Here is a 20,917-nt window from a genome sequence, read left to right on the forward strand (position 1 = left end):
CCCCACCGGGACGGCTAGCCTGCTGGGCATGACCTCCGCGCTGATCGTCGTCGACGTCCAGAACGACTTCTGCGAGGGCGGCTCGCTCGCGGTCGAGGGCGGCTCGGCGGTCGCGGCGGCGATCGAGGGAACTCTGGCCGAGTGGCGGGCCGGCGTGCCCGGCGCCCCGTCCTGGGGCCACGTCGTGGCCACCAAGGACCACCACGTCGACCCGGGCGACCACTGGTCGGCGCACCCCGACTTCGAGCACAGCTGGCCGGTGCACTGCGAGGTCGGCACGCAGGGCGAGGAGTTCCACTCCGCGCTGCGCCCCGAGACCTTCGAGCAGGTGTTCCTCAAGGGCCGGCACGAGGCCGCCTACTCCGGCTTCGAGGGCGCCGCCGAGTCCGGCGACGACCTCGCCTCCTGGCTGCGGCGTCGCGGCGTCACCGACGTCGACATCTGCGGCCTGGCCACCGACCACTGCGTGCGGGCGACCGCGCTCGACGCCGTCGCCGCCGGCTTCCGCACGCGGGTGCTCACCGGGCTGTGCGCCGGCGTCGCCCCCGAGACGACCACGCGCGCCCTCACCGAGATGGAGGCCGCCGGGGTGACGGTTGCCTGAGGCCACCCGGCCCGGCGTGCTGCACCTGGGGCCGGGCCTCGACGCCGACCTCGCGGCGGCCCTGGAGCGGGGTGCGCGCGAGCCGGGGGTGCGGGCCGTCGTCCTGCACCTGGACGCGACCTCGCAGCTGCCGACCGACGTCGACGGGCGGGCGCTCCTCGCCCGCTGCGTGCGCGCGGTGCTCGCCGGTGACGTGCCCGTGGTGGCCCACCTGGCCGAGCGGGTCGGGACGGCGGCGTGCGCGCTGGCCCTGGTCAGCGACGCGGTCGTGGCCGACCGCTCCACCTCGCTGCAGCTGGGCGGCCCCGCCCGGGGCGGCATCAGCCTCACCCTGCCCGCGGCCGTCGGCCGGCTGCGCGCACGCCGGCTGCTGCTGCTCGGCGAGCCGGTCACCGCCGTCTCGGCGGCGGACTGGGGCGTGGTCACGCACCTCGTCCCGTCGGGCTCCACGGCCACCGCACGGGTCGGCACCGTGCTGGACTCGCTGCTCGCCCACGACCCGCTCACGCTCACCGGCAGCCGCCGGGCGCTGGACGCCCCGCTGGTCGCCGACCTCGAGGACGCCCTGGCCCGCGAGGACCGCACCGCGGCTCTGCTCGCCCGCCACTCCCCCTCCGCCTGACCGCTCCGGGCCCCGCCGGGGTACGACCCACCACATTCGTGGTCCGACCCCCGTTGGAACCACGCATGTGGTGGGTCGTACCCCCCAACAACCGTTTGACAGTATCGACGGTCGAGGTGTCCACTACCCTCCAAGACTTCTTGGAGGGTTCATGACGGACGAGGACGGGGACGAGACCTCGAGCCTGCGGGCCGTCGCCCACCCGCTGCGGCTGCGGATGCTGTCGCTGCTGACGGGGACGGCGATGAGCGCCGCGGAGGTGGCCCGTGAGCTCGAGGTCACGCACGCGAACGCCAGCTACCACCTGCGCACGCTGGCCGAGGCCGGCTACGTGGTGGTCGACGGCGAGGAGAAGATCCGCGGCGGCGTGGCGAAGCGCTACCGCTACGTGGACGAGCGGGAGCACCACGAGAGCCCCAGCACCGAGGACGAGATCGCCTACCTGCACGCCTCGACCCGCGAGCTGGAGCGGCGGTACCACCGGCGTCGGGACTGGATCTGGAGCAGCGACCTCGAGGGCTGGGTCGAGCCGGAGGTCTTCGACGAGGCCATGCGGCTGCTGCGCCAGGCCTCGGCACTGCTGCACGGCGCCACCCGGCCGCCCCGCACCCCGGGCACCGTGCCCGTCAGCGCCACCTCCATCGCCTTCCGTCTCGAGGAGACCCCGTAAGCCCCCGTCCGTCCCCGCGCTGGGGCACCTCGCTGGCACCGCTCGGCGAGCGCAACTTCCGCTACTACTACGCCTCGCGCGTGGTGAACCTGATCGGCAACACGATGGCCTCCGTGGCCCTCGCGTTCGCCGTGCTCGAGGTGACCGACGACGACCCCTCGGCCGTCGGTTACGTGCTGGCCGCCCACACCGTGCCGCTGGTGCTCCTGCTGCTGTGGGGAGGCGTGATCGCCGACCGGTTCGGCCGCGTCACCGTGCTCCAGTTCTCCAACATCGCCTCGGCGATCACGCAGGGCCTCATCGCGACGCTGGTGATCACCGGCACCGCGCACCTGTGGTCGCTGGTGGCGCTCAGCCTGGTGCACGGCATCGTCTCGGGCATCGGGTTCCCGGCGATGGCCTCGATCATGCCCACCGTCGTCCCCCGCGAGCAGCTGCAGCAGGCCAACGCCCTGGTCTCCCTGGCCCGCTCGGGCGTCACGATCATCGGCCCCACGATCGCGGCGCTCCTCGTCGTCGGCGTGGGCTCCGGCTGGGCGCTCGCCGTCGACGCCGCCGCCTGGCTGGCCAGCGGCCTGCTGCTGGGGTTGATCCGGCTGCCGGCGACGCCGCCCCGCGAGGCCGGCGCGTCGGCCTTCGCCGAGCTGCGCGAGGGCTGGACCTACGTCCGCTCCACCACCTGGCTGTGGGTCGTGGTGGTCGGGTTCGGGTTCCTCAACGCCATCCACGCCGGCGCCTGGTTCACGCTCGGGCCGGCCCGGGCCAAGGAGACGATCGGCGAGGAGGGGTGGGGCCTGGCGCTCTCGGCCGAGGCTGTCGGCCTGCTGGTGATGACGCTGGTGCTGCTGCGGGTCCGGCTGGAGCGCCCGCTGCTGGTCGGGATGCTCGGCATCGCGACGCTCGGGCTGCCGATCGCCATCCTCGGGGTGGAGCCGCACCTGGGCTGGCTGATGGTCGCCACCTTCGTGGCGGGGGCAGGCACCGAGCTGTTCGGCATGGGCTGGAACCTCGCCATGCAGGAGCACGTGCCCGACGAGATGCTCAGCCGCGCCTACTCCTACGACGCGCTCGGCTCGTTCGTGGCCATGCCGATCGGGCAGGTCGTGTTCGGTCCGCTCGCTGTCGCGTTCGGCTTCTCCGGCGTCCTGGTGACCGCCGGCATCGCCTACGCCGCGATCTGCGGCCTCGTCCTGTGCTCGGCGTCGGTGCGCAACCTGCGCCGGGCCCCGACGACCCCGGCGACCACCGCCGCCTGAGCCCGCACCCGGCGGGGGGGGGGGGGGGGGGGGGGGGGGGGGGGGGGGGCCGCCGCCCCCCCCCCCCCCCCCCCCCCCCCACGACGCTCACTCGACGGTGATGGGCTCCCCGTCCGTGACGAGGCGCCAGTCGACGGAGGCGAACGCGGCCGGGTCGATGGTGCCGTTCGCGGAGACCCAGTCGATGAGCAGCTGGCGGATCTCCACCTGGCGGTTGTAGACGACCTCGGCGGTCGAGACGTGGGGGAACCCGCCGCCACCGGACTGGCGGTAGTTGTTCACCGCCAGCGCGAACTCGGCCGCCTCGTCGACCGGCGAGCCCGCGTAGGCGAGGTTCGTGATCCGCGACCCCACCGGCTGCGCCAGGTCGATGTCGTAGGTCAGCTCGGAGCCGGGCAGGCCCGCGACCGCGTCGTAGTTGTAGTCCGGCGTCCCGTTGGGCGCGGTGGCGGTGACGGCGTTGGTGACGTCGTCCATCGGCAGGGGACCCGTGGTCGTGACCTCCTGGAAGTACCGCGCCGAGTACTCCAGGTAGTCCTTGACCTGGGCGCCGGTCACCTTCACCGCCAGCAGCGTGTTGTCGTAGATGTAGAGCCCGGCCACGTCGCGCACGGTCACGTCGCCGGCCGGGAAGGACGCCGACCGGCTGAACGGCGCGGCGATGGAGAGCACCGGCAGGTCCACGCCGTCCTCGGCGAGCGCCGCCGCGACCGTGTCGGCCTGGACGTAGTTCACGAAGTCGATGATCGGGACGTCCTCGACCACGGCCCGCGCCGCGAGCAGCTCCTCGCTGGAGGTGCCGACCACCGAGTTCACGTAGTCGACCACGGTGTCGTGGTTGGCCTGGACCGCGGCGAGGACCTCCTCGTCCGCCACGGCGTCGGCGGAGTCCAGCAGGCGCGAGGAGACGTCGACGACCTCCCACCCGGTGGTGCGGCCGCGCCGGTTCTTGGTCTTGCGCAGCTCCAGGTCGATGACGGAGAGCCGCATGCCCCAGTACAGGGGCTCGGTCAGCAGCACCTTCTTGCCGGTGTGCTTGTTGGTGACGAAGCGCTCGGCGATCTCCTGGTGCGCGTGGCCCACCAGGATCGCGTCGATCCCGCCGACCCGGCGGGCGACCAGCGTCGCGGCGTTCTCCACCGCGGGCAGGGTGTCACCGTAGGAGGAGGACGTGTCGGCGCCGGAGTGCGCGGAGACGATGACGACGTCACACTTCTTCTCCTTGCGCAGCTCGCGCACCCACTTCCGGGCGGTCGGCACCAGCCCGGGGAACTCCATCCGGCCCTCGACGTTGGCCTTGTCCCACAGCGCGATGCCGGGGTTGGTCAGGCCGAGGATGCCGACCTTGACCTTACGCCCGCGACCCACGTCGACGCGGCGGATCACGTACGGCTTGAACGCGGGCAGGCCCGTGTCGGCGTCCACCGCGTTGGCGCCCAGCAGCGGGAAGTCCAGCTGCGACTCAAAGGTGCGCAGGGTGTCGATCCCGTAGTTGAACTCGTGGTTGCCCAGCGCGGCGGCGTCGTAGCCGACGAGGTTCATCGCCGTCGCCATCGGGTGCACCACGTCGCCGCCGATCGGCTCGACCCGGGCGTAGTAGTAGGCCAGCGGGGTGCCCTGGATGGTGTCGCCGGCGTCGATCGTCAGGGAGCCCTCCCCCGCGCCGTCGCGCAGGTGGCGCACCTGCTCCACGAGCGTGCGCACCTTCGCCAGGCCGATGTCGCGGTGCGAGGAGTCGTCGTACTCCGCGTCCTTGAAGTAGTTCCAGTTGAAGACGTTGCCGTGCAGATCGGTGGTGCCGAGCACGGTGAGGCGGGCCCGATTCGGGCCGCGTCGGGAGGTGCCCGGCAGGGCCGAGGCCGGGGTGGTCTGCCCGGTGACCAGCGCGCCGGCGGCGGTCACGGCGGCGGCGCCGCCGAGGAGTCCGCGGCGCGAGGCGCCACGGGGAGCGGCAGCCGAGGTGGGCGCAGAGGTGGACGCAGAGGTGGGGTTGGTGGCGGGCGTGGTGGTTTCACGCTGGGTCATGGGGTTCCTCCCGAGAACGGACGAGACAGCGTCGTCCTTCCTACCCCAGCCCGGCGACAGCGGCGGCGAACGGAGGGCAACGATTCCGTCAAGATTGTTGCCGCAGACACCTTTCGCCGGACGACGGCAGCCCGCTCAGCCCCAGCGCGAGCAGATCTCCGCGATCACCGTCGGGTTGCGCGTGGTGGCCACCGTGCCGAGCAGCCGCTCGATCAGGTTGTTGGTGATCTTCGTGCCGTGCACGCCGTCGGCACCCACGAGCCAGTGCAGGGCCCGGCCCCCGACCTCCATCCGCTCCCCCGGGGCGCAGCGCGCCCGCAGGGCCGCCAGCCCCGCCTCGTCCGGGAGGTCGCGCAGGAGCGCCACGTAGTGCTTGCCGTCGTGCTCGACGGCCCGGGCGGCGGCGTCGACCTCCGCCAGCTCGCCGGGGGTGAACACGATCGTGGGCACCTCGAAGCCGCGGTCGGCGGCGTAGGCCTTCTCCAGCGCGGCCTCGATCCGCGGGCGCGAGCGCATCGCCGTCATCAGCCGGACGTTGCCGGTGTTGATGTAGGTCTCGACGCCCTCGAAGCCGGCCTCGCTCGTGGTGCGCACGATGTCGGCCTTGGGGAACTTGCGGGTCGAGCCGAGGTTGATCGCGCGCAGGAACGCCACGTAGGTAGCCACGCTCACATCCCAGCGGACTGGACGACCCATAGGCAACCTCTGTAAAACGGTTGATGTGGTCAACGATATTCAGGAGCGCGAGGACGTCGCCGGGCTGACCCCGCTCGCCGGCGACCTGGCCGTGCACGCCGCACGCCTCGTCCGCCGCATCCGCGCCGCCCAGGACCTGCCGCCCGGCTTCCGGGTGCTCTCGATCCTGGACCAGCAGGAGGCGACCGGCAGCCCGGGGCTCGGCGTCTCCCGGCTGGCCGCGCTCGACCACTGCGCCCAGCCCACGATGTCCGGCACGGTCACCGGACTCGTCGAGCGCGGCTGGGCCACGAAGACCCCGGACCCGCACGACGCCCGCGTCAGCCTCGTCCGGCTCACGGACGGCGGACGCGCAGCCCTGGCCGAGGGACGGCAGCGCAACGCCGCCCACCTGGCCCGGGCCCTGAGCCGCGCGGGCCACGACGCCCGAGACGTCGCCACCACCGTCGCGGTGCTCCGCGACCTCACCGAGGAAGGACAGCTGTGACCTCCCAGCACACACCAGCCCAGCACACGCCCCCTGAGAGCGCCTCGGCCGAGAACGCTTCGCCCCCGCAGCACACCGGCCTGCGCGCCTACCTGGACCAGCCGCGCGCCGTGTGGGCGGTCGCGTTCGCCTGCGTCATCGCGTTCATGGGCATCGGGCTCGTCGACCCGATCCTCAAGGACATCGCCGCCCAGCTGGACGCCTCTGCCAGCCAGGTCTCGCTGATGTTCACCAGCTACATGGCCATCATGGGCATCGCGATGCTGGTGACCGGCGCGGTCTCCAGCCGGATCGGCCCGAAGCGCACCCTCATGGCCGGCCTGGCGCTGATCATCGTGTTCTCCGCGCTGGCCGGCTCCTCCGACACCGTCGGCCAGATCGTCGGCTTCCGCGCCGGCTGGGGCCTGGGCAACGCGCTCTTCGTGGCCACCGCGCTCTCCACGATCGTGATGGCGGCGCGGGGCTCGACCGGGCAGGCGATCATCCTGTTCGAGGCCGCGCTCGGCATCGGCATCGCCTCGGGCCCGCTCATCGGTGGCCTGCTCGGCCAGGTCAGCTGGCGCGGGCCGTTCTACGGCGTCGCGGTCCTCATGGTGGTCGGGCTGCTGGCCACGTCCTTCCTGCTGCCGAAGACCCCGCCGACGGGGCGCCGCACGACCCCGCTCGACCCGCTGCGCGCCCTGCGCCACCGCAGCCTGCTGCTGATCGGCATCACGGCGATCTTCTACAACATCGGCTTCTTCACGATCCTGGCCGCCGGCCCGTTCGCGCTGCCGACCGCCAGCATCCTCGAGACCGGCTGGATCTTCTTCGGCTGGGGCCTCCTGCTCGCCTTCACCTCGGTCGCGGTCGCGCCGCTGGTGCAGCGCGCGCTGGGCACGATCCCGGCGATCATCACGATGCTGTTCCTGTTCGCCCTCGACCTGCTCATGCTGGCCGTCTTCACCTCGCACACCGTGGTGGTGATCGTGGGCATCGTGCTCTCGGGCGCCTTCATCGGCATCAACAACACCCTCGTCACGGAGGCCGTCATGGGCGCGGCGCCGGTCGAGCGGCCGATCGCCTCGTCCGCCTACTCGTTCCTGCGCTTCTGCGGCGGCGCGGTCGGCCCCTACGTCGCGCTGAAGCTCTCCGAGGACGTCAACAGCCACGCCCCGTTCGTGTTCGGCGCGGTCGCGGTGCTCATCGGCACGCTCGTGCTGCTCGCCGGCCGCCGCACCGTCGAGGGCCGCACCCCGCACAGCGAGGTCGGCTCCTCCACGGAGGCCGAGGCCGTGCTCGTCGGCGACCTGGACTGACGCCGACCTCCCCGGTCCGGGCTCGGGCTCAGACCGGGGAGCCGGCGAGCTGGCGGGAGACCTCGGCGGCCGCGGCCACGACCTGCTCGGCCACGCGGAACTCGTCGAGGTCACCGAGGGTGACGATGCCGACGGAGGCCTCCATGCCCTCGACGTCGCGCAGCGGGGCGGCCAGGCCCCGGGCACCGGTGCGCAGCTCGCCCTTGGTGAGCACGTAGGTCATCTCGTCGCGCTGGGTGCGACCGAGCAGCACCGCCTTGCCGGCGGCCCCGCTGGAGAGCGGGTGCCGGGTGCCGACGCGGTAGGAGACGTGGAAGTCGGTCCAGGACGGCTCGACGACCGCGAGGGCCAGCGCCTCCTCGTTCTCGACGACCGTGAGGTGAGCGGTGCACCCGGTGTCCTCCGCGAGCTGGCGCAGGACGGGCATCGCGAGGTCGCGCAGCACCGGCTGCACGGCGCCCGCCAGGTGCAGGACGCCGAGGCCGACGTGCAGCCGGCCCTTCACGTCGCGGCGCACCAGCGCGTGCTGCTCCAGCGTGCTGACGAGCCGGTACACGACGGTGCGGTTGACCCCGAGCTGGCCGGCCAGCTCGGTCACGGTGAGGCCGCCCGCGGAGGAGGCCAGCACGGAGAGGACCCGCAGGCCGCGGTCGAGGGTCTGCGAGGTCTCGGCGGACATGAGAGCCATTCTAGGGACTGATCGGGTCCCGACCCCACGCATCGACCGCGGACACGCTGAGAGAGCGGTCACGATGAGCGACCGGTAACCCCGAGACCACCCTCGGATACCGGACGGTAGCAACAGGTGTCAGGCCGTCCGGGGCGGGCCGGGCCGCCTCAGCCGGTCTGCCTCAGCCGGTCTGACCCGAGGCCCAGGCCCGCACGCGGTCGATCCGCTTGCGCAGCTGGTCGGCGTTGGCCACCGCCGCTGCGGGGCCGCCGCACTCGCGCCGCAGCGCGGCGTGGGTGACGCCGTGCGGCTGCCCGGTGCGGTGGTACCAGGCGCCCACGAGCCCGTTGAGTTCGCGGCGCAGCACCGCCAGCTGCTCGTGGGTGGCCACGTCCGCGAGGTCGTCGGCGGCCGCCGCCGTCCGGGCCTGCGCCTCCGCGGCCGCGGCCCGGGTCGCCTCGCGGCTCGAGCGGGTCTGGCGCATCCGGTCGTTCTGCCGCTTGTGCAGCAGCTCGCGCATCTGGTCGGGCTCGAGCAGGCCGGGGATGCCGAGGAAGTCCATCTCCTCCTCGGAGCCGACCTTGACCTCGCCCTCGTGGCCGAACTGCGCGCCGTCGAAGAGGGCGTGGTCGAAGCTCGCCTCCGAGCCAATCGCCTCGAAGCTGCCCTCGAGGTCGTCGGAGGCCGACTCGCTCGCGTTCGCCTGGGCCATCAGCTGGTCCTCGGCGGCGAAGATGTCGTCCTCGTCGCGGATCTTCTTCCCCAGCACGTGGTCGCGCTGGAGCTCCAGCTCGGAGGCGAAGCCGAGCAGGTTCGGCACCGACGGCAGGAAGACGCTGGCGACTTCGCCCCGGGTCCGGGCGCGGACGAAGCGGCCGACCGCCTGGGCGAAGAACAGCGGCGTGGAGGTCGTCGTGGCCCACACGCCCACCGCGAGGCGGGGCACGTCGACGCCCTCGGAGACCATGCGGACCGCGACCATCCAGCGCGAGTCGTCCGCGCTGAACTGGCTGATCTTCTTCGACGAGGTGGGGTCGTCCGAGAGCACGACCGTGGCGGCCTCGCCGGTGATCGCGCGCAGTGTCTTGGCGTAGGCGCGCGCCGACTCCTGGTCGGTGGCGATCACCAGTCCACCGGCGTCCGGCACGTGCCGGCGGACCTCGGAGAGGCGCTTGTCCGCGGCGGCCAGCACCGACGGGATCCACGAGCCCTTCGGGTCCAGCGCGGTGCGCAGCGCCTGGTTGACCAGGTCCTTGGTCAGCGGCTCGCCCAGCCGCGCCTCGATCTCGTCGCCGGCGCGGGTGCGCCACGACATGGCGCCCGAGTAGGCCAGGAACAGCACCGGGCGGACGACGTGGTCGGCCAGGGCGTCCGCGTAGCCGTAGGCGTAGTCGGCGGCCGAGCGCGGGATGCCGTCCTCGCCCTCGACGTAGGAGACGAACGGGATGGGGTTCACGTCCGAGCGGAACGGGGTGCCGGTGAGGCAGAGCCGGCGGGCGGCGGGCTCGAAGGCCTCGCGCACGCCCTCGCCCCAGCTCAGGGCGTCACCGGCGTGGTGCACCTCGTCGAGGATGACCAGCGTCTTGAACCGCTCGGTGCGGATGCGCATGGCCAGCGGGTTCACCGCGACGCCCGCGTAGGTGACGGCCACGCCGACGAAGTCGCCGGAGGTGCGGCCCTTGCCGGCGGAGAAGCTCGGGTCCAGCGGGATGCCGGCACGGTCGGCGGCCTCGGCCCACTGGGTCTTGAGGTGGTCGGTCGGCGCCACGACGATGACGCGGTCGATCTGCCGGCGGCCCAGCAGCTCGGAGGCCACCGACAGGGCGAACGTCGTCTTGCCGGCGCCCGGCGTCGCGACGGCCAGGAAGTCCTTGGGCAGCTCGTCGAAGTACTTCGACATCGCGGCCTGCTGCCAGGCACGCAGCGAGGGCGCGGTGCCCCACGCCGCACGGTGCGGGAACGCGGGGGTGAGGGCAGGGGTCAGCGACGGGCCCGACTCCGGGTCGGGAGTCTGCGGAGTCACTCGGAGGAGCCCCCACCGTCGCCGTCGGAGCCCCCGTCACCCTGGAGCTCCTCCCAGACCTCCTTGCACTCGGGGCAGACCGGGTACTGCTCCGGGGAGCGGCTGGGCACCCACACCTTGCCGCACAGCGCGACGACGGGAGTGCCGTTGACCATGGCCTCGGTGAGCTTGTCCTTGTCCACGTAGTGGCTGAACCGCTCGTGGTCGCCCGCGTCGGTGGGCAGGGTCGAGCGGTCCTGCTCGACCCGCTCGTCGACCGACGTCCCGGGCCCGAATCCGAAGGTGCTCACGGGCGTCACTGTACGTCAGGACGGGCCGCTCCCCCGCCCCGCGGCGGGGGTGAGGCGGGCCTCGTCGGCTGCCGTGCAGGTCAGCCCGGGCGGGCGGTCGGACGGCTCGGCGGGGTGCCGGGTGGGGCGCAGGAGGGGCTCAGTTGAGCTCGGGGTCGGCAGGGCGGGTGGAGTGCCAGGCGAGGTCCCCGGGCTGGCGCCTGAGCACCTCGCGCCACAGCCCGTCGGTGCTGGCGCGGCACACGTCCTCGTCCTCGGCAGGGACGAGGAACCAGCTGCCCTCCTCGAGCTCCGCCTCCAGCTGGCCGGGGCCCCAGCCCGCGTAGCCGGCGAAGATCCGCAGGCCGTCCAGGCCGCCGGTGACCAGCTCCAGCGGGGTGTCGAGGTCGAGCAGGCCGACCCGGCCGACGACCGAGCGGAAGCCGACCGGCCCGTGGTCGGGCCCCGACGGCACGACCCCGAGCGCCAGGGCCCCGTCGCGGCCGACGGGTCCGCCGGCGAACAGCACCTCGGGGGCGGCGACCACGTCGCCCCAGCCGCCGAGGACCTCGTCCACGGGCACCGACGTGGGGCGGTTCAGCACCACGCCGAGAGCGCCCTCGTCGTCGGCGTCGAGCAGCAGCACGACGGTCTCGGCGAAGTTCGGGTCGAGCAGGTCGGGCGCGGCGAGCAGCAGCATCCCCGCACCCGGCACGCCCGTGGATTCCATGGGTTCAGTGTGCACCCCGGCCGGGGTCGCGACCAGCGGCGAGCCTCACGCCGCGAGGACCGCCCGGAGCCGGTCGACGAGGGTGCGGCGCTGCCCCACGGGACGGCGGGGCGCCGGCGTCCAGCCGAGACGGGCCGCCTCCTCCAGGCGCTCCCCCGCGGCGAGGGCGCGGGGGTCCTCGGCGTCGGAGGTGCCGGCCAGGCCGGCGGCGACGGCGAGGGTGGCGTGCTCCTTGGCCCGGGCGCGGGCGAAGGCCGCGGCGGTGCGCTCGTCGGCCGGCGCGGTGGCCGCGCGGTCGAGGACGAGGCGGACGCCGGGCATCTCGTCGGCGGTGGCGCGCCAGGCGGCGACGACGGCGTCGGCCAGCGTGCGGTGGCCCGCGCTGCGGCCGGCGGACTGCTCACGCTCGATCCGGCCGGCGAGCCGGGCGTGCCAGCGCAGCTGGAGGGCGCCGAGCAGGTCGAGGTCGTCGGCGAAGGCCGGGTGGGTGGCGGTGCGGACGCCGGGCACGTCGGTGGGCAGCAGGCCGTCGCAGCGGTGGTCGGCGGCGGCGATGACGGCGCGGAGGATCTCTCCGCGGCGGTGGCTGGTGGCGGTCATCGGTGCTCCTCAGGGGGATGGAGAGGTACTCACATACTCTGAGTACGTACCCAAAGTACGGAGACGTACTCCCGGTATGCAACGGAGAGGCGCCGTGAGCCCGGACACGTCGTCACCGCCTCCGGGGCCGCGTCCGGGGCGTCCCTAGGATGGGTCGGTGCCCCGCAGCAGAACCGAGGAGGAGCCCCGCTCCCGCCGCTCGCGCCGCCAGCAGTACTCGGCAGCCACCCGGCAGGCGCTCGTGGACGAGGCGACCCGGCTCTTCACCGAGCAGGGGTACGGCGCCACGTCCCTCGACGCGGTCGTCGCGGCGGCCGAGGTGACCAAGGGCGCGCTCTACCACCACTTCGCCGGCAAGGCCGCGGTCTTCGCCGAGGCCTTCGACGCGGTCGAGACGCGGGCCGCCGAGAGGATCACGGCCGCGCTGGACGCCGAGGACGACCCGTGGGACAAGGCGCGTGCCGGCCTGGCCGCGTTCCTCACCGTCGTCCAGGAGCCCGAGTACCGGCGCATCGTCGTGCAGGACGGCCCGGCCGTGCTCGGCTACGAGCGGTTCCGGGAGTCCGAGGAGCGCTCCACCTTCGCCTGCGTGACCGACATCGTGCGGGCGGTGCTGAGCAGCGAGCGCGGCCTCCAGGCCTCCTGGGCCGAGGACGAGGAGATGCTGGCCACCTTCGCGCGGATCTTCTTCGGCGCGCTCTCCTCGGCGGGCGAGGCCGTGACGACCTCTGCGGACCCCGAGGCTGCGGCCGGCCGGGTGGAGGCCGCGATCGGGCTGATCATCGCCGGCCTCCAGGCGCTCGTCGACGACGAGGACACCCGGGGCTGAGCCCCGGGCGCCCCCGACGTGCGCGGACCCTGTCAGGTCAGCGCTTGGCGCTGATGCTCACGCTGCCGGTGTCGGCGGGCACGAGCTCGATCCAGGTGTGGCCGGCGGGCACCACCAGGTCCCGCTTCTTCTTGCCCTGGCCCGTGCTGAGCGTCAGGTTCGACTCCAGGCTCTTCTTGTTCCACGTGCCGCGCACGACGCGACCACCGTGGAAGAGCATCGCCTGACCGGTGCCGGTGAACTTCGTCTCGGGGACGTAGTTGCCGGCCGGGTCCCGGTAGCCGGCGTCACCGACCTGGACCCGGAGCACCAGCACCGAGTCGGCGTCGAACTCGTCACCGTCGGCGGCGTAGCCGTTGACGTTGCTGTACGTGCGCGACTGCGAGGAGTAGGACCACTGGGTCACGTGGGTCCCGAACCCGGCGGCGAGCCCGACGGCCTTGGCGCCCTTCGGGTTCTCCTTCATCTCGCCGAACGGCAGGTAGTCGTCCGGGCGGGCGGCCTTGTCGGTGCGCGCGAGGGTGACGGTCTCGTCGAGGCGGTCCATGAGGTTGTAGGGCGAGTACCGCGCGGAGTCGCGGAAGAAGCCCTTGTCGCCCTCGGTGAACCAGGTGATGCCGGCCTTGTCGATCCGGTTGATCGTCACGTTCGCGGCGCCCGAGGTGACCACGTTCGCGTCGGCCGGGCCGACGATGCCGATGTCGCTGGCGCGCATGGACCGCACGGGGCCCACCAGGTCGGGCATGGTGGAGTAGAAGAAGACGGCGAGGCGGGTGTAGCCGCCCTCGACCAGCTCCTCCACGACCATGTCGGCCGAGCCCAGGCCTCGCTGCGGGGCCGAGGACGAGGTGTTGTCGATCTTCGTGACCATCACCGGGTACTTCTTGTCCGCGGTGCCATTCTTCACGGTGAGGCCGGTCAGGGGCCAGGTGGCGTCGAGCGTGGTGCCCTCGGCCACGTCCTGCTCGGCGGGGGCCGAGGACGACGAGGTCGGGTCGGCCGCCGGGGTGTCCTCGTCGCCCGAGCAGGCGGCCAGGAACAGGCAGGACGTGGTGGCCAGGGCCGCCAGGGCGGCGGTGCCGCGGCGGGTCAGGGCACGGGTGGGTCGCACGGTGTCGGGGCTCCTTGCGGCGAGGTGACGGGGAAGGACGGGCGGGCACGGGGCCGGGTCACCCACCCAGGAGGGTGTGTGGACCGTCGTCAGTGTGCAACTCCCGGGGGCGTCGGGAGGTCACGCCCGCCCCCGCGAGTCGCCCGCGGCCAGGGCAACAGCCCAGGAGTCGGTTCAGGGTCAGCCCAGCGTCATGCCGCCGTCGACGTAGAGGGTCTGCCCGGTGACGAAGGAGGCGTCCTCGGAGGCCAGGTAGGTGATGGCCTGGGCGATGTCGGAGGGCTGGCCGATCCGCTTCACGGCGGTCAGCTCGGCGGAGCGGCGACGGAACTCGCCGACGTCCATCTTGAGCCGGGCGGCGGTGGCGTCGGTCATCTCGGTGACCACGAAGCCGGGCGCGACCGCGTTGCAGGTGATGCCGTAGGGGCCGAGCTCGAGGGCGAGGGTCCGGGTGAAGCCCTGGAGGCCCATCTTGGCGGCGCTGTAGTTGGCCTGGCCGCGGTTGCCGAGGGCCGAGGTCGAGGAGAGGTTCACGATCCGCCCGTAGGCCTGGGGCACGAACACCTTCTGGGCGGCCTGGCTCATGGCGAAGGCGCCGCGCAGGTGGACGCCGATGACGGTGTCCCAGTCCGCCTCGCTCATCTTGAACAGCAGGTTGTCGCGGGTGACACCGGCGTTGTTGACCAGCACGTGCAGCCCTCCGAGGGCGTCCACGGCCCCCTGCACGGCCGCCGCCGCCGCGGCGGTGTCGGCCACGTCGCAGGCCAGGCCGACGGCGGAGGCACCCTCGACCAGGGGCAGGGACGCGGCAGCCCGCTCGGCCTCGCCCGCGTCGAGGTCGACGATCGCGACCGAGGCCCCCTCGCGGGCGAACCGGGTGGCCGTGGCGAGACCGATGCCGCGGGCGGCGCCCGTGACGAGCACCGACCGTCCGGCGTAGCGCCCCTCGTAGGTGGCCTCGGTGGGGGTGGACTGGTCGGTCATGGGTCGCTCCTGCTGCGTCGTTGCTGCCGGTGGGCGGCCACCCTCGGGTGGCCTCGACGCGGACCCTAGGGCACCGGCGGCTCGGCGGTGCGTGACCGACCCCACGCCGACGGGCCGGGACCGGCGCGGACGCCTCAGAGGAAGAGCGCGAACCCGACGACCATCGGGATCAGCCCGAGCAGGTTCCACCAGGTCAGCACCGGCCGCTTGTGGATGGCGAGGCCACCCATCACCGCCAGGACGCCGAAGGCGCCGGCGATGACCGAGAGACCGACGCGGGCGACCACCTGGGAGTCGTCCATGAACCACGCGGCGACGAGGACGCCGGCCGCCATGTGCAGGATGCTGGAGACGACGAGGGTCGACATGACCCAGGTCTGGACCCTGCTGGTGCCGGGGCTGTTGATGGTGTCGCGCTGCGGCGCGTTCGGGTCCATCAGGTGCTTGCGACGGGGCCGCTGCGTGGCCGGGGCGGTGCTCACGGGTGCTCCAGTGGGTCGGAGGCGGGGTCGGCTGACCACACCAGGATCAACCCCCGGAGGGGTTCGCACCAGGGCCGGACGTCCCTGCACGAGACCGGCTCACGCCGCGCTCAGAGCAGCAGGAACCACACCAGGCCGACGGGGATCGGCAGCAGCCCGAGCAGCAGCACGGGGCTCACGACCGGCACCCGGTGGATCAGCCGACCGACCGCGAACGCGATGACGCCGAAGGCCCCGGAGATGACGGTCAGCCCGATCTGCGAGACGAGGTGGTCGGGGCCGGCCAGCCAGGCGGCCAGCAGCACCGCGATCGCCAGGTGCAGGATCGTGGAGACCGCCAGGATGGAGAGCACCCACGTCTGCACCCGGGTGATGCCCGCGGAGTTGATGGTGTCGCGCTGCGGGGCGGCCGGGTCCATGAGGTGCCGGCGGCGCTGCGGTGCGACGGGCAGTCTGTCGTCCACGACCCCAGCCTAGGTGGCTCAGGTCTCCAGCGCGGCGCGCAGCCGCGCCGCGGTCCCGGCCCGGGCGGCGTCGTCCGCGTACCCGCGGCGGGGCCAGAAGAAGCCCTTGAGGCCGTCGCCCTTGGTGCGCGGGACGACGTGCAGGTGCAGGTGCGGCACGGACTGGCTCACGGTGTTGTTGATCGACACCCACGAGCCCTGCGCGCCGAGCCCGTCGACGACGGCCGTGGCGATCCGTTGCGCGGCGGCCAGGAACGGGTCGCGCAGGTCCGCCGGCAGGTCCGGCAGGGTGCCGACGTGCCGTCGGGGCACCAGAAGCACGTGGCCCGGGAAGACGGGGCGGCGATCCAGGAACGCCACCAGGTCGTCGGTGGCCAGCACCACGTCGGCGTCCGCCTCCCCCGCCGCGATGGCGCAGAAGACGCAGTCGCGCGCCCTGCCGGGCGCCGGCTCAGTCACAGACCTCGACGCTGCAGACCCGCGGCAGGCTCGGCCAGGCCGCGTCGGAGCGTCGTCCGCCCGAGGGGTAGGCGTCGAAGTGCTGGGTGTCCGAGAGCCCGTAGGTCCAGGCCAGGCCGTGGCGCGCCATGATCTCCACGACCTCGTGGGAGGACGAGCGCCAGGCCACGCGCGGGTGGCTGTGGTACTGCCACCAGGAGTTGGGCACGAGGCCGTTGCTGGAGCGGAACGGGTTCTCCCACGTGTTCACGTCGAGCGCGCGGCCGTAGGCGTGCGGCGAGGTGACGCCGGGTCGACCGACCACGTGCCGGCAGTTGAAGGCCGAGGTGTTGCCGGCGGCCATGGAGGCGTAGTCGTCCGCGCCCTGCACCCGGCTGCTCCAGCCGAACCGGTCGACCCGGTACATGGAGCGGATCGGCAGCTCGTTGCGGTACATCTGTGCCAGGGCGGCCGCCATCTGGCCGATGACGTCGGCGTTGGCCACGAGCGTGCCGCGGTAGCGGTAGCCGTCGTAGCCCCAGTAGTTGATCCGCAGCAGGCGCAGCTGTGGGCGGCCGACCGGGCAGCCGTAGTGCCAGCTGTTGCCCACCATGCTCGCCCAGATCTTCTCCGGGATGCGGGTCACCTTGGGGTTCGCGCCCTTGCCCACGGCCCGCCGCTGGCGCGGCAGGTCGCGTCGCGGCTCGGGCGCGGCGGCGGGCAGCCGCACGCGGGTGCCCGGGGGCAGGTTGTCGATGGTGTGCACGGGGCTGGTGTTCCGCGCGATCCAGGGACGGCGGAGCACGACCGCCCGCCAGCGCGAGTCGCTGCGCGGGGAGACCTTCACCGAGGCGATCCCGTCGGCGTCCGTGCGCAGCGCCGCGCGATTGCGCCAGCGTCCGTCGACGCGCCGCTGGAGGCGGACCCACGACACGAGCGGCGCGCCCTGGCGGGTCACGAGGCGGACCCGGACGATCACGCGGCGTCCGTCCACCACCGTGCCGGGGCCGGAGACCCGCACCCGGGACTCCTGGCGCACGAGCACGATCCTCCCGGCCGCGCTCGAGGCCTCGTGGGTCTCGTCGCCGGCGAAGGTCGCCCGCACGCGGTTGCGCGCCGGGTCCTTGGCGACGGCGACCGGGGCCGAGGCATGCCCCTGGGCCCCGGTGGTCACCTCGGCGACCCGGGACCAGCCGTCGGCGGTGCGGCGCTCGACCAGCACGCTCGCCCCGGCCACCGGCCCGTCGGCGTCGGTGAGCGTGAGGCGCACGGCCTTGCGGATGCCGGCACGCGCCGAGCCGGGCGCGAGCGCCAGCGTGGTGGCGACGACCGCCGGCGGGTCGCTGGGGCTCGTGGAGTCCGAGGGGTCGGCCGGCGTGGTGCCCGCGGCCTGAGCGGTGCCCGCCAGGCCGACGGTGCCGACGGTGCCGACGGCGCCCGCGAGGGCACCGACGACGAGGGTGACCCCGAGGACGGAGGCCACGGCCGGCGTCAGGACGCGGCGGGCCAGGGGCCGCACGCGCGAGCGGGAGGGACGGGAGGGAGTCGGGCCCGGTCGCCCGAGACTGCGGACCGGCATGCGCGGAGTGTGCCGCACACCAGGGGTGCATGCCTCACCCGGAGTAAGGGGCCGGCTCGGCTGTGAAGAAACCATGAAGGTCCGCCAAAGGCCCCCGGGGGTATTCGGTGGACCGGACCATCTCCTACGACAGGAGCACGGGGCCGTCCCGCGCACCACGACCCCGCTGGAGCTCCCCGCCGTGGACCAGTACTCGGACCAGACGCAGGACCGCACGCAGCCGAACGCACCCGACGCCGGCCTCGCCACGATCTCCGGCCGCACCACCGACGAGACGCTCGCCCCCTACGCCGCGAAGGAGTCGAGCACCGCGGTGACCGCGAGCACCAGCGCGCGACCGGTCGCCCTGCCCTCGGCGGCGGGCCGCCACGTCCTCAACCGCTTCAGCTGGGGCATCACCCCCGGGCTGGCCCGCGCCGTGGCCGGCGGCAAGCACCTGGCCTGGTTCGACGCCCAGCTCGCGCCGGCGCGGATCAAGGACGGCCCGGGCTCGCGCGCCGACCGCTGGTGGCCCGACCTGCGCCGCACGCCGCTGGACCAGTGGATGCGCTACCGCGACGGCACCAAGTCGAACTGGGACATGTACTACGAGCACGGCCAGTGGGTGATGGCCAAGCGGCTGCTCTCCAACCGCCAGCTGCTCGAGGTGATGACCGCCTTCTGGGAGAACCACCTGCACGTGCCGCTGACCACGGACGGGCACTTCGTGTGGCGGCCCAGCTACGCACGCCTCATCCGCAAGCACGCCCTCGGACGCTTCGACCAGATGCTCGCCGAGGCCACCCTGCACCCCGCGATGCTCTGCTACCTGGACGCGGCGATCTCCACCAAGATCGCGCCCAACGAGAACCTCGGCCGCGAGCTGCTCGAGCTGCACACGGTCGGCGTCGACCACTACAGCGAGCGCGACGTGAAGAGCTCCGCCGCGATCCTCACCGGCTGGCGGGTCGACATCAACGACACCTGGCAGCGCCTCTACGTGCCGGAGTACCACGCCACCGGCGCGGTGCGGGTCGGCTCGTTCCGCAGCGCCAACCGCAGCAGCGACGGCCGCGCCGTGACCCGCCAGTACCTGCACTACCTGGCCCACCACCCGGACACCGCGCGCCACCTGGCCACCAAGCTGGCCACGGCGTTCGTCTCCGACGACCCGCCGCGCACCCTCGTGACGCAGCTGGCCAAGGTCTACCTCGACGCCGACACCCGGATCGCCCCGGTGCTGCGCACCCTGGTGCGCAGCAAGCAGTTCCGTGGCTCCGTGGACGAGAAGCTCCGCACGGTGGACGAGGACCTGCTGGCGACCTTCCGCGCGCTGCGGATGAAGGTGACCGGTCACGTGGACGGCAACTCCGGCACCGGCGTCCTGCGCTCCTGGACGGGCAGCCTCGGCCTGTCCACCGGCTCCTGGCCGGCCCCCAACGGCGCCCCGCTCACGGCCGACTACTACGCCACTCCCCTGCGGGCGCTGGCCTCGGTCTCGGCGCACTGGAGCGTCGCCAACCGCTGGTACCCGACCCAGGACACCGTCTACCGCACGCCCGACTCCTGGCTGCCGGCACTGCCCGCCACGTTCCGCCAGATCTGCGAGCGCATGTGCCGCGAGCTGCTCTACCGCCCGCTCAACGCCCGGCTCCTGACCGCCATGGCCACCGCCGCCCAGGTCAGCGACGTGGACGAGTCGCTGAGCGCCGACTCGATCGTCGTCCGCTACCGCCTCAACGCCATGCTCGCCGCCCTCCTCGACTCCCCGGAGCACTACGCGCGATGACCACGGACACCCAGCACCTCGGCTCCCCCGACCTCCCCGGCTCCCCCGGGCCCGACTCCCGCCCCTGCGGCTACCCCGAGGGCGTCGCGCTGCCCGGCCTGGCCACCTCGCGCCGCGGGCTGCTGCGCGGGGCCGCGCTCGGCGGGCTCTCGCTCAGCGTCGGCGGTGCCGTCGTCAGCCAGGCCCCGATCGCGGCCGCGGCCGAGACCAGCGCGATCGTCGTCGTCTCCCTGCGCGGCGGCTCGGACGGGCTGTCGATGGTCGTCCCGCACGGCGACCAGGCCTACTACGACGCCAGGCCGAACACCGGCGTCGCGGCCGACCGGCTGCTGATGAAGGACGCCATGTTCGGGTTCCACCCGTCCATGAGCGCGCTCCAGGGCCTCTGGGACGCCGGGTCACTGGCCGCCGTCCACGCCGCCGGCCTGCCCGTGGCCAACCGCTCGCACTTCTCCGCCATGGAGGAGATCGAGGACGCCGACCCCGGCTCCGCCGCCCGGGTCGGCTGGCTCAACCGTCTCCTGGGCACCGACGCCCTCACCTCTCCGCTCCAGGGGCTCTCGGTCGGCGGCCGCCCGCTCGCCATGGTCGGGCCCGAGCCCACGATGACCGTGGGCGACGTCAACGGCGTGAAGGTCAGCGGCGCCTCCAGCCTGAGCAACAGCGACCCGCGGTTCGGCTCCCTGCGCCAGGCCTGGAAGGGCAGCGTGCCCGGCCGGGCCGCCATGCGCGACGGCATGAGCGCCGCGCTCACCGCGGCCTCGGACTTCCAGGCGGTCAAGGACGTCTCCACCACCGCCACGTTCCCCAACAGCTCGCTGGGTCGGGCGCTGGCGATCGTCTCCCGCACGGTGCGCGCCGACGTCGGCTCCTCGGTGTTCACCGTCGACTCCGGCAACTGGGACATGCACACCGACATCGGCTCCTCCAGCAGCGGCTGGATGGTCAACAACGCCCGCGACCTCGCCGCGAGCATCGCCGCGTTCTTCACCGACCTCGGGGACGCGGCCTCCCGGGTCACGCTCGTGACCATCTCCGAGTTCGGCCGGCGGGTCGCCGAGAACGCCAACCGGGGCTTCGACCACGGCTGGGGCAACGTGATGCTGGTGGCCGGCGCCGGGGTGCGCGGCGGGCAGTACCACGGCTCCTGGCCGGGCCTGGCGACCGGCGTGAACGCCGACCTGAGCGTCACCACCGACTACCGCTCGGTGCTCGCCGAGGTGGTCGCGGCACGCACCGCGGCCTCGACGGCCACGGTGTTCCCGGGGTTCCGGCGCGAGAGCGTGGGGGTCATGACCGGCCAGTGAGCCCG

At 73.4% G+C, this 20,917-nt stretch carries 22 protein-coding genes; 9 read left to right on the forward strand and 13 right to left on the reverse strand.

Going from position 1 to position 20,917, the window contains the following annotated elements; all coding sequences use genetic code 11:
* The first annotated feature begins 28 nt into the window (after window positions 1–28).
* From M8330_RS09185 to M8330_RS09200, 4 genes are all read left to right on the forward strand, one after another.
* Window positions 29–604, forward strand: coding sequence for an isochorismatase family protein (locus tag M8330_RS09185; protein ID WP_250054024.1), 576 nt, complete (start codon window positions 29–31; stop codon window positions 602–604).
* On the forward strand, window positions 597–1,226 hold the full coding sequence (locus M8330_RS09190; RefSeq protein WP_250827081.1) for an enoyl-CoA hydratase/isomerase family protein: 630 nt from the start codon (window positions 597–599) through the stop codon (window positions 1,224–1,226). The genes M8330_RS09185 and M8330_RS09190 overlap by 8 nt, the downstream gene beginning before the upstream one ends.
* A gap of 151 nt (window positions 1,227–1,377) precedes the next feature.
* Complete coding sequence (locus M8330_RS09195; protein WP_250827082.1) at window positions 1,378–1,896, forward strand: winged helix-turn-helix domain-containing protein; 519 nt, start codon at window positions 1,378–1,380, stop codon at window positions 1,894–1,896.
* A 32-nt stretch (window positions 1,897–1,928) separates the two neighbouring features.
* Entirely contained in the window at window positions 1,929–3,152 is a 1,224-nt protein-coding gene (locus tag M8330_RS09200; RefSeq protein WP_284704493.1) for an MFS transporter, read from the forward strand.
* An 87-nt stretch (window positions 3,153–3,239) separates the two neighbouring features.
* Here the strand turns inward: M8330_RS09200 and M8330_RS09205 are convergent, their stop codons facing one another.
* Together M8330_RS09205 and M8330_RS09210 are read right to left on the reverse strand one after the other, a co-directional pair.
* Window positions 3,240–5,177 carry a bifunctional metallophosphatase/5'-nucleotidase gene (locus tag M8330_RS09205; RefSeq protein ID WP_250827084.1) on the reverse strand — a complete coding sequence of 646 codons (1,938 nt, stop codon included), beginning with the start codon at window positions 5,175–5,177 and terminating at the stop codon, window positions 3,240–3,242.
* A 135-nt stretch (window positions 5,178–5,312) separates the two neighbouring features.
* Window positions 5,313–5,843 (reverse strand): DUF1697 domain-containing protein, encoded by a 531-nt coding sequence (locus M8330_RS09210; protein ID WP_250827085.1) that lies wholly within the window; start codon window positions 5,841–5,843, stop codon window positions 5,313–5,315.
* A 55-nt stretch (window positions 5,844–5,898) separates the two neighbouring features.
* On the opposite strand from M8330_RS09210, the gene M8330_RS09215 reads away from it, so the two are divergent.
* Complete coding sequence (locus M8330_RS09215; RefSeq protein ID WP_250054033.1) at window positions 5,899–6,360, forward strand: MarR family winged helix-turn-helix transcriptional regulator; 462 nt, start codon at window positions 5,899–5,901, stop codon at window positions 6,358–6,360.
* Window positions 6,357–7,658 carry an MFS transporter gene (locus M8330_RS09220; protein ID WP_250827086.1) on the forward strand — a complete coding sequence of 434 codons (1,302 nt, stop codon included), beginning with the start codon at window positions 6,357–6,359 and terminating at the stop codon, window positions 7,656–7,658. The genes M8330_RS09215 and M8330_RS09220 overlap by 4 nt, the downstream gene beginning before the upstream one ends.
* Window positions 7,659–7,686: 28 nt before the next feature.
* Here the strand turns inward: M8330_RS09220 and M8330_RS09225 are convergent, their stop codons facing one another.
* From M8330_RS09225 to M8330_RS09245, 5 genes are all read right to left on the reverse strand, one after another.
* On the reverse strand, window positions 7,687–8,337 hold the full coding sequence (locus tag M8330_RS09225) for an IclR family transcriptional regulator (RefSeq protein ID WP_250054035.1): 651 nt from the start codon (window positions 8,335–8,337) through the stop codon (window positions 7,687–7,689).
* Between the two features lie 172 nt (window positions 8,338–8,509).
* The gene (locus tag M8330_RS09230; protein ID WP_250827175.1) at window positions 8,510–10,228 is read right to left on the reverse strand and encodes a DEAD/DEAH box helicase; all 1,719 of its coding nucleotides are present in this window, start codon (window positions 10,226–10,228) and stop codon (window positions 8,510–8,512) included.
* A 119-nt stretch (window positions 10,229–10,347) separates the two neighbouring features.
* Entirely contained in the window at window positions 10,348–10,641 is a 294-nt protein-coding gene (locus M8330_RS09235) for a DUF3039 domain-containing protein (RefSeq protein WP_250054036.1), read from the reverse strand.
* Between the two features lie 139 nt (window positions 10,642–10,780).
* Entirely contained in the window at window positions 10,781–11,350 is a 570-nt protein-coding gene (locus M8330_RS09240) for a YqgE/AlgH family protein (RefSeq protein ID WP_250827087.1), read from the reverse strand.
* Window positions 11,351–11,395: 45 nt separating this feature from the next.
* A complete protein-coding gene (locus tag M8330_RS09245) occupies window positions 11,396–11,950 on the reverse strand; it encodes a hypothetical protein (protein WP_250827179.1) in 555 nt (184 codons plus the stop codon).
* A gap of 157 nt (window positions 11,951–12,107) precedes the next feature.
* Here M8330_RS09245 and M8330_RS09250 point away from each other — a divergent pair, with 157 nt between their 5' ends.
* On the forward strand, window positions 12,108–12,779 hold the full coding sequence (locus M8330_RS09250; protein WP_250054041.1) for a TetR/AcrR family transcriptional regulator: 672 nt from the start codon (window positions 12,108–12,110) through the stop codon (window positions 12,777–12,779).
* Between the two features lie 37 nt (window positions 12,780–12,816).
* Here the strand turns inward: M8330_RS09250 and M8330_RS09255 are convergent, their stop codons facing one another.
* The 6 genes from M8330_RS09255 to M8330_RS09280 form a co-directional block, all read right to left on the reverse strand.
* On the reverse strand, window positions 12,817–13,890 hold the full coding sequence (locus M8330_RS09255) for a DUF3048 domain-containing protein (RefSeq protein ID WP_250827088.1): 1,074 nt from the start codon (window positions 13,888–13,890) through the stop codon (window positions 12,817–12,819).
* 180 nt (window positions 13,891–14,070) lie between these two features.
* Window positions 14,071–14,874 (reverse strand): SDR family NAD(P)-dependent oxidoreductase, encoded by an 804-nt coding sequence (locus M8330_RS09260; protein ID WP_250054045.1) that lies wholly within the window; start codon window positions 14,872–14,874, stop codon window positions 14,071–14,073.
* A 134-nt stretch (window positions 14,875–15,008) separates the two neighbouring features.
* Window positions 15,009–15,356 (reverse strand): hypothetical protein, encoded by a 348-nt coding sequence (locus tag M8330_RS09265; RefSeq protein WP_250827089.1) that lies wholly within the window; start codon window positions 15,354–15,356, stop codon window positions 15,009–15,011.
* Window positions 15,357–15,466: 110 nt separating this feature from the next.
* Window positions 15,467–15,820, reverse strand: coding sequence for a hypothetical protein (locus M8330_RS09270; RefSeq protein WP_250827090.1), 354 nt, complete (start codon window positions 15,818–15,820; stop codon window positions 15,467–15,469).
* A gap of 18 nt (window positions 15,821–15,838) precedes the next feature.
* Window positions 15,839–16,279, reverse strand: coding sequence for an HIT family protein (locus M8330_RS09275; protein ID WP_250827091.1), 441 nt, complete (start codon window positions 16,277–16,279; stop codon window positions 15,839–15,841).
* The gene (locus tag M8330_RS09280; protein WP_250827092.1) at window positions 16,272–17,837 is read right to left on the reverse strand and encodes a M15 family metallopeptidase; all 1,566 of its coding nucleotides are present in this window, start codon (window positions 17,835–17,837) and stop codon (window positions 16,272–16,274) included. The genes M8330_RS09275 and M8330_RS09280 overlap by 8 nt, the downstream gene beginning before the upstream one ends.
* Before the next feature lie 181 nt (window positions 17,838–18,018).
* Here M8330_RS09280 and M8330_RS09285 point away from each other — a divergent pair, with 181 nt between their 5' ends.
* Complete coding sequence (locus tag M8330_RS09285) at window positions 18,019–19,605, forward strand: DUF1800 domain-containing protein (RefSeq protein ID WP_250827093.1); 1,587 nt, start codon at window positions 18,019–18,021, stop codon at window positions 19,603–19,605.
* Window positions 19,602–20,912 (forward strand): DUF1501 domain-containing protein, encoded by a 1,311-nt coding sequence (locus M8330_RS09290; RefSeq protein WP_250827094.1) that lies wholly within the window; start codon window positions 19,602–19,604, stop codon window positions 20,910–20,912. Before M8330_RS09285 ends, M8330_RS09290 begins: the two co-directional genes overlap by 4 nt.
* Window positions 20,913–20,917 lie beyond the last annotated feature (5 nt).

Origin of the sequence: Nocardioides bruguierae (assembly GCF_023656415.1) — a bacterium.
In the GTDB taxonomy this organism is placed as follows: domain Bacteria; phylum Actinomycetota; class Actinomycetes; order Propionibacteriales; family Nocardioidaceae; genus Nocardioides; species Nocardioides bruguierae.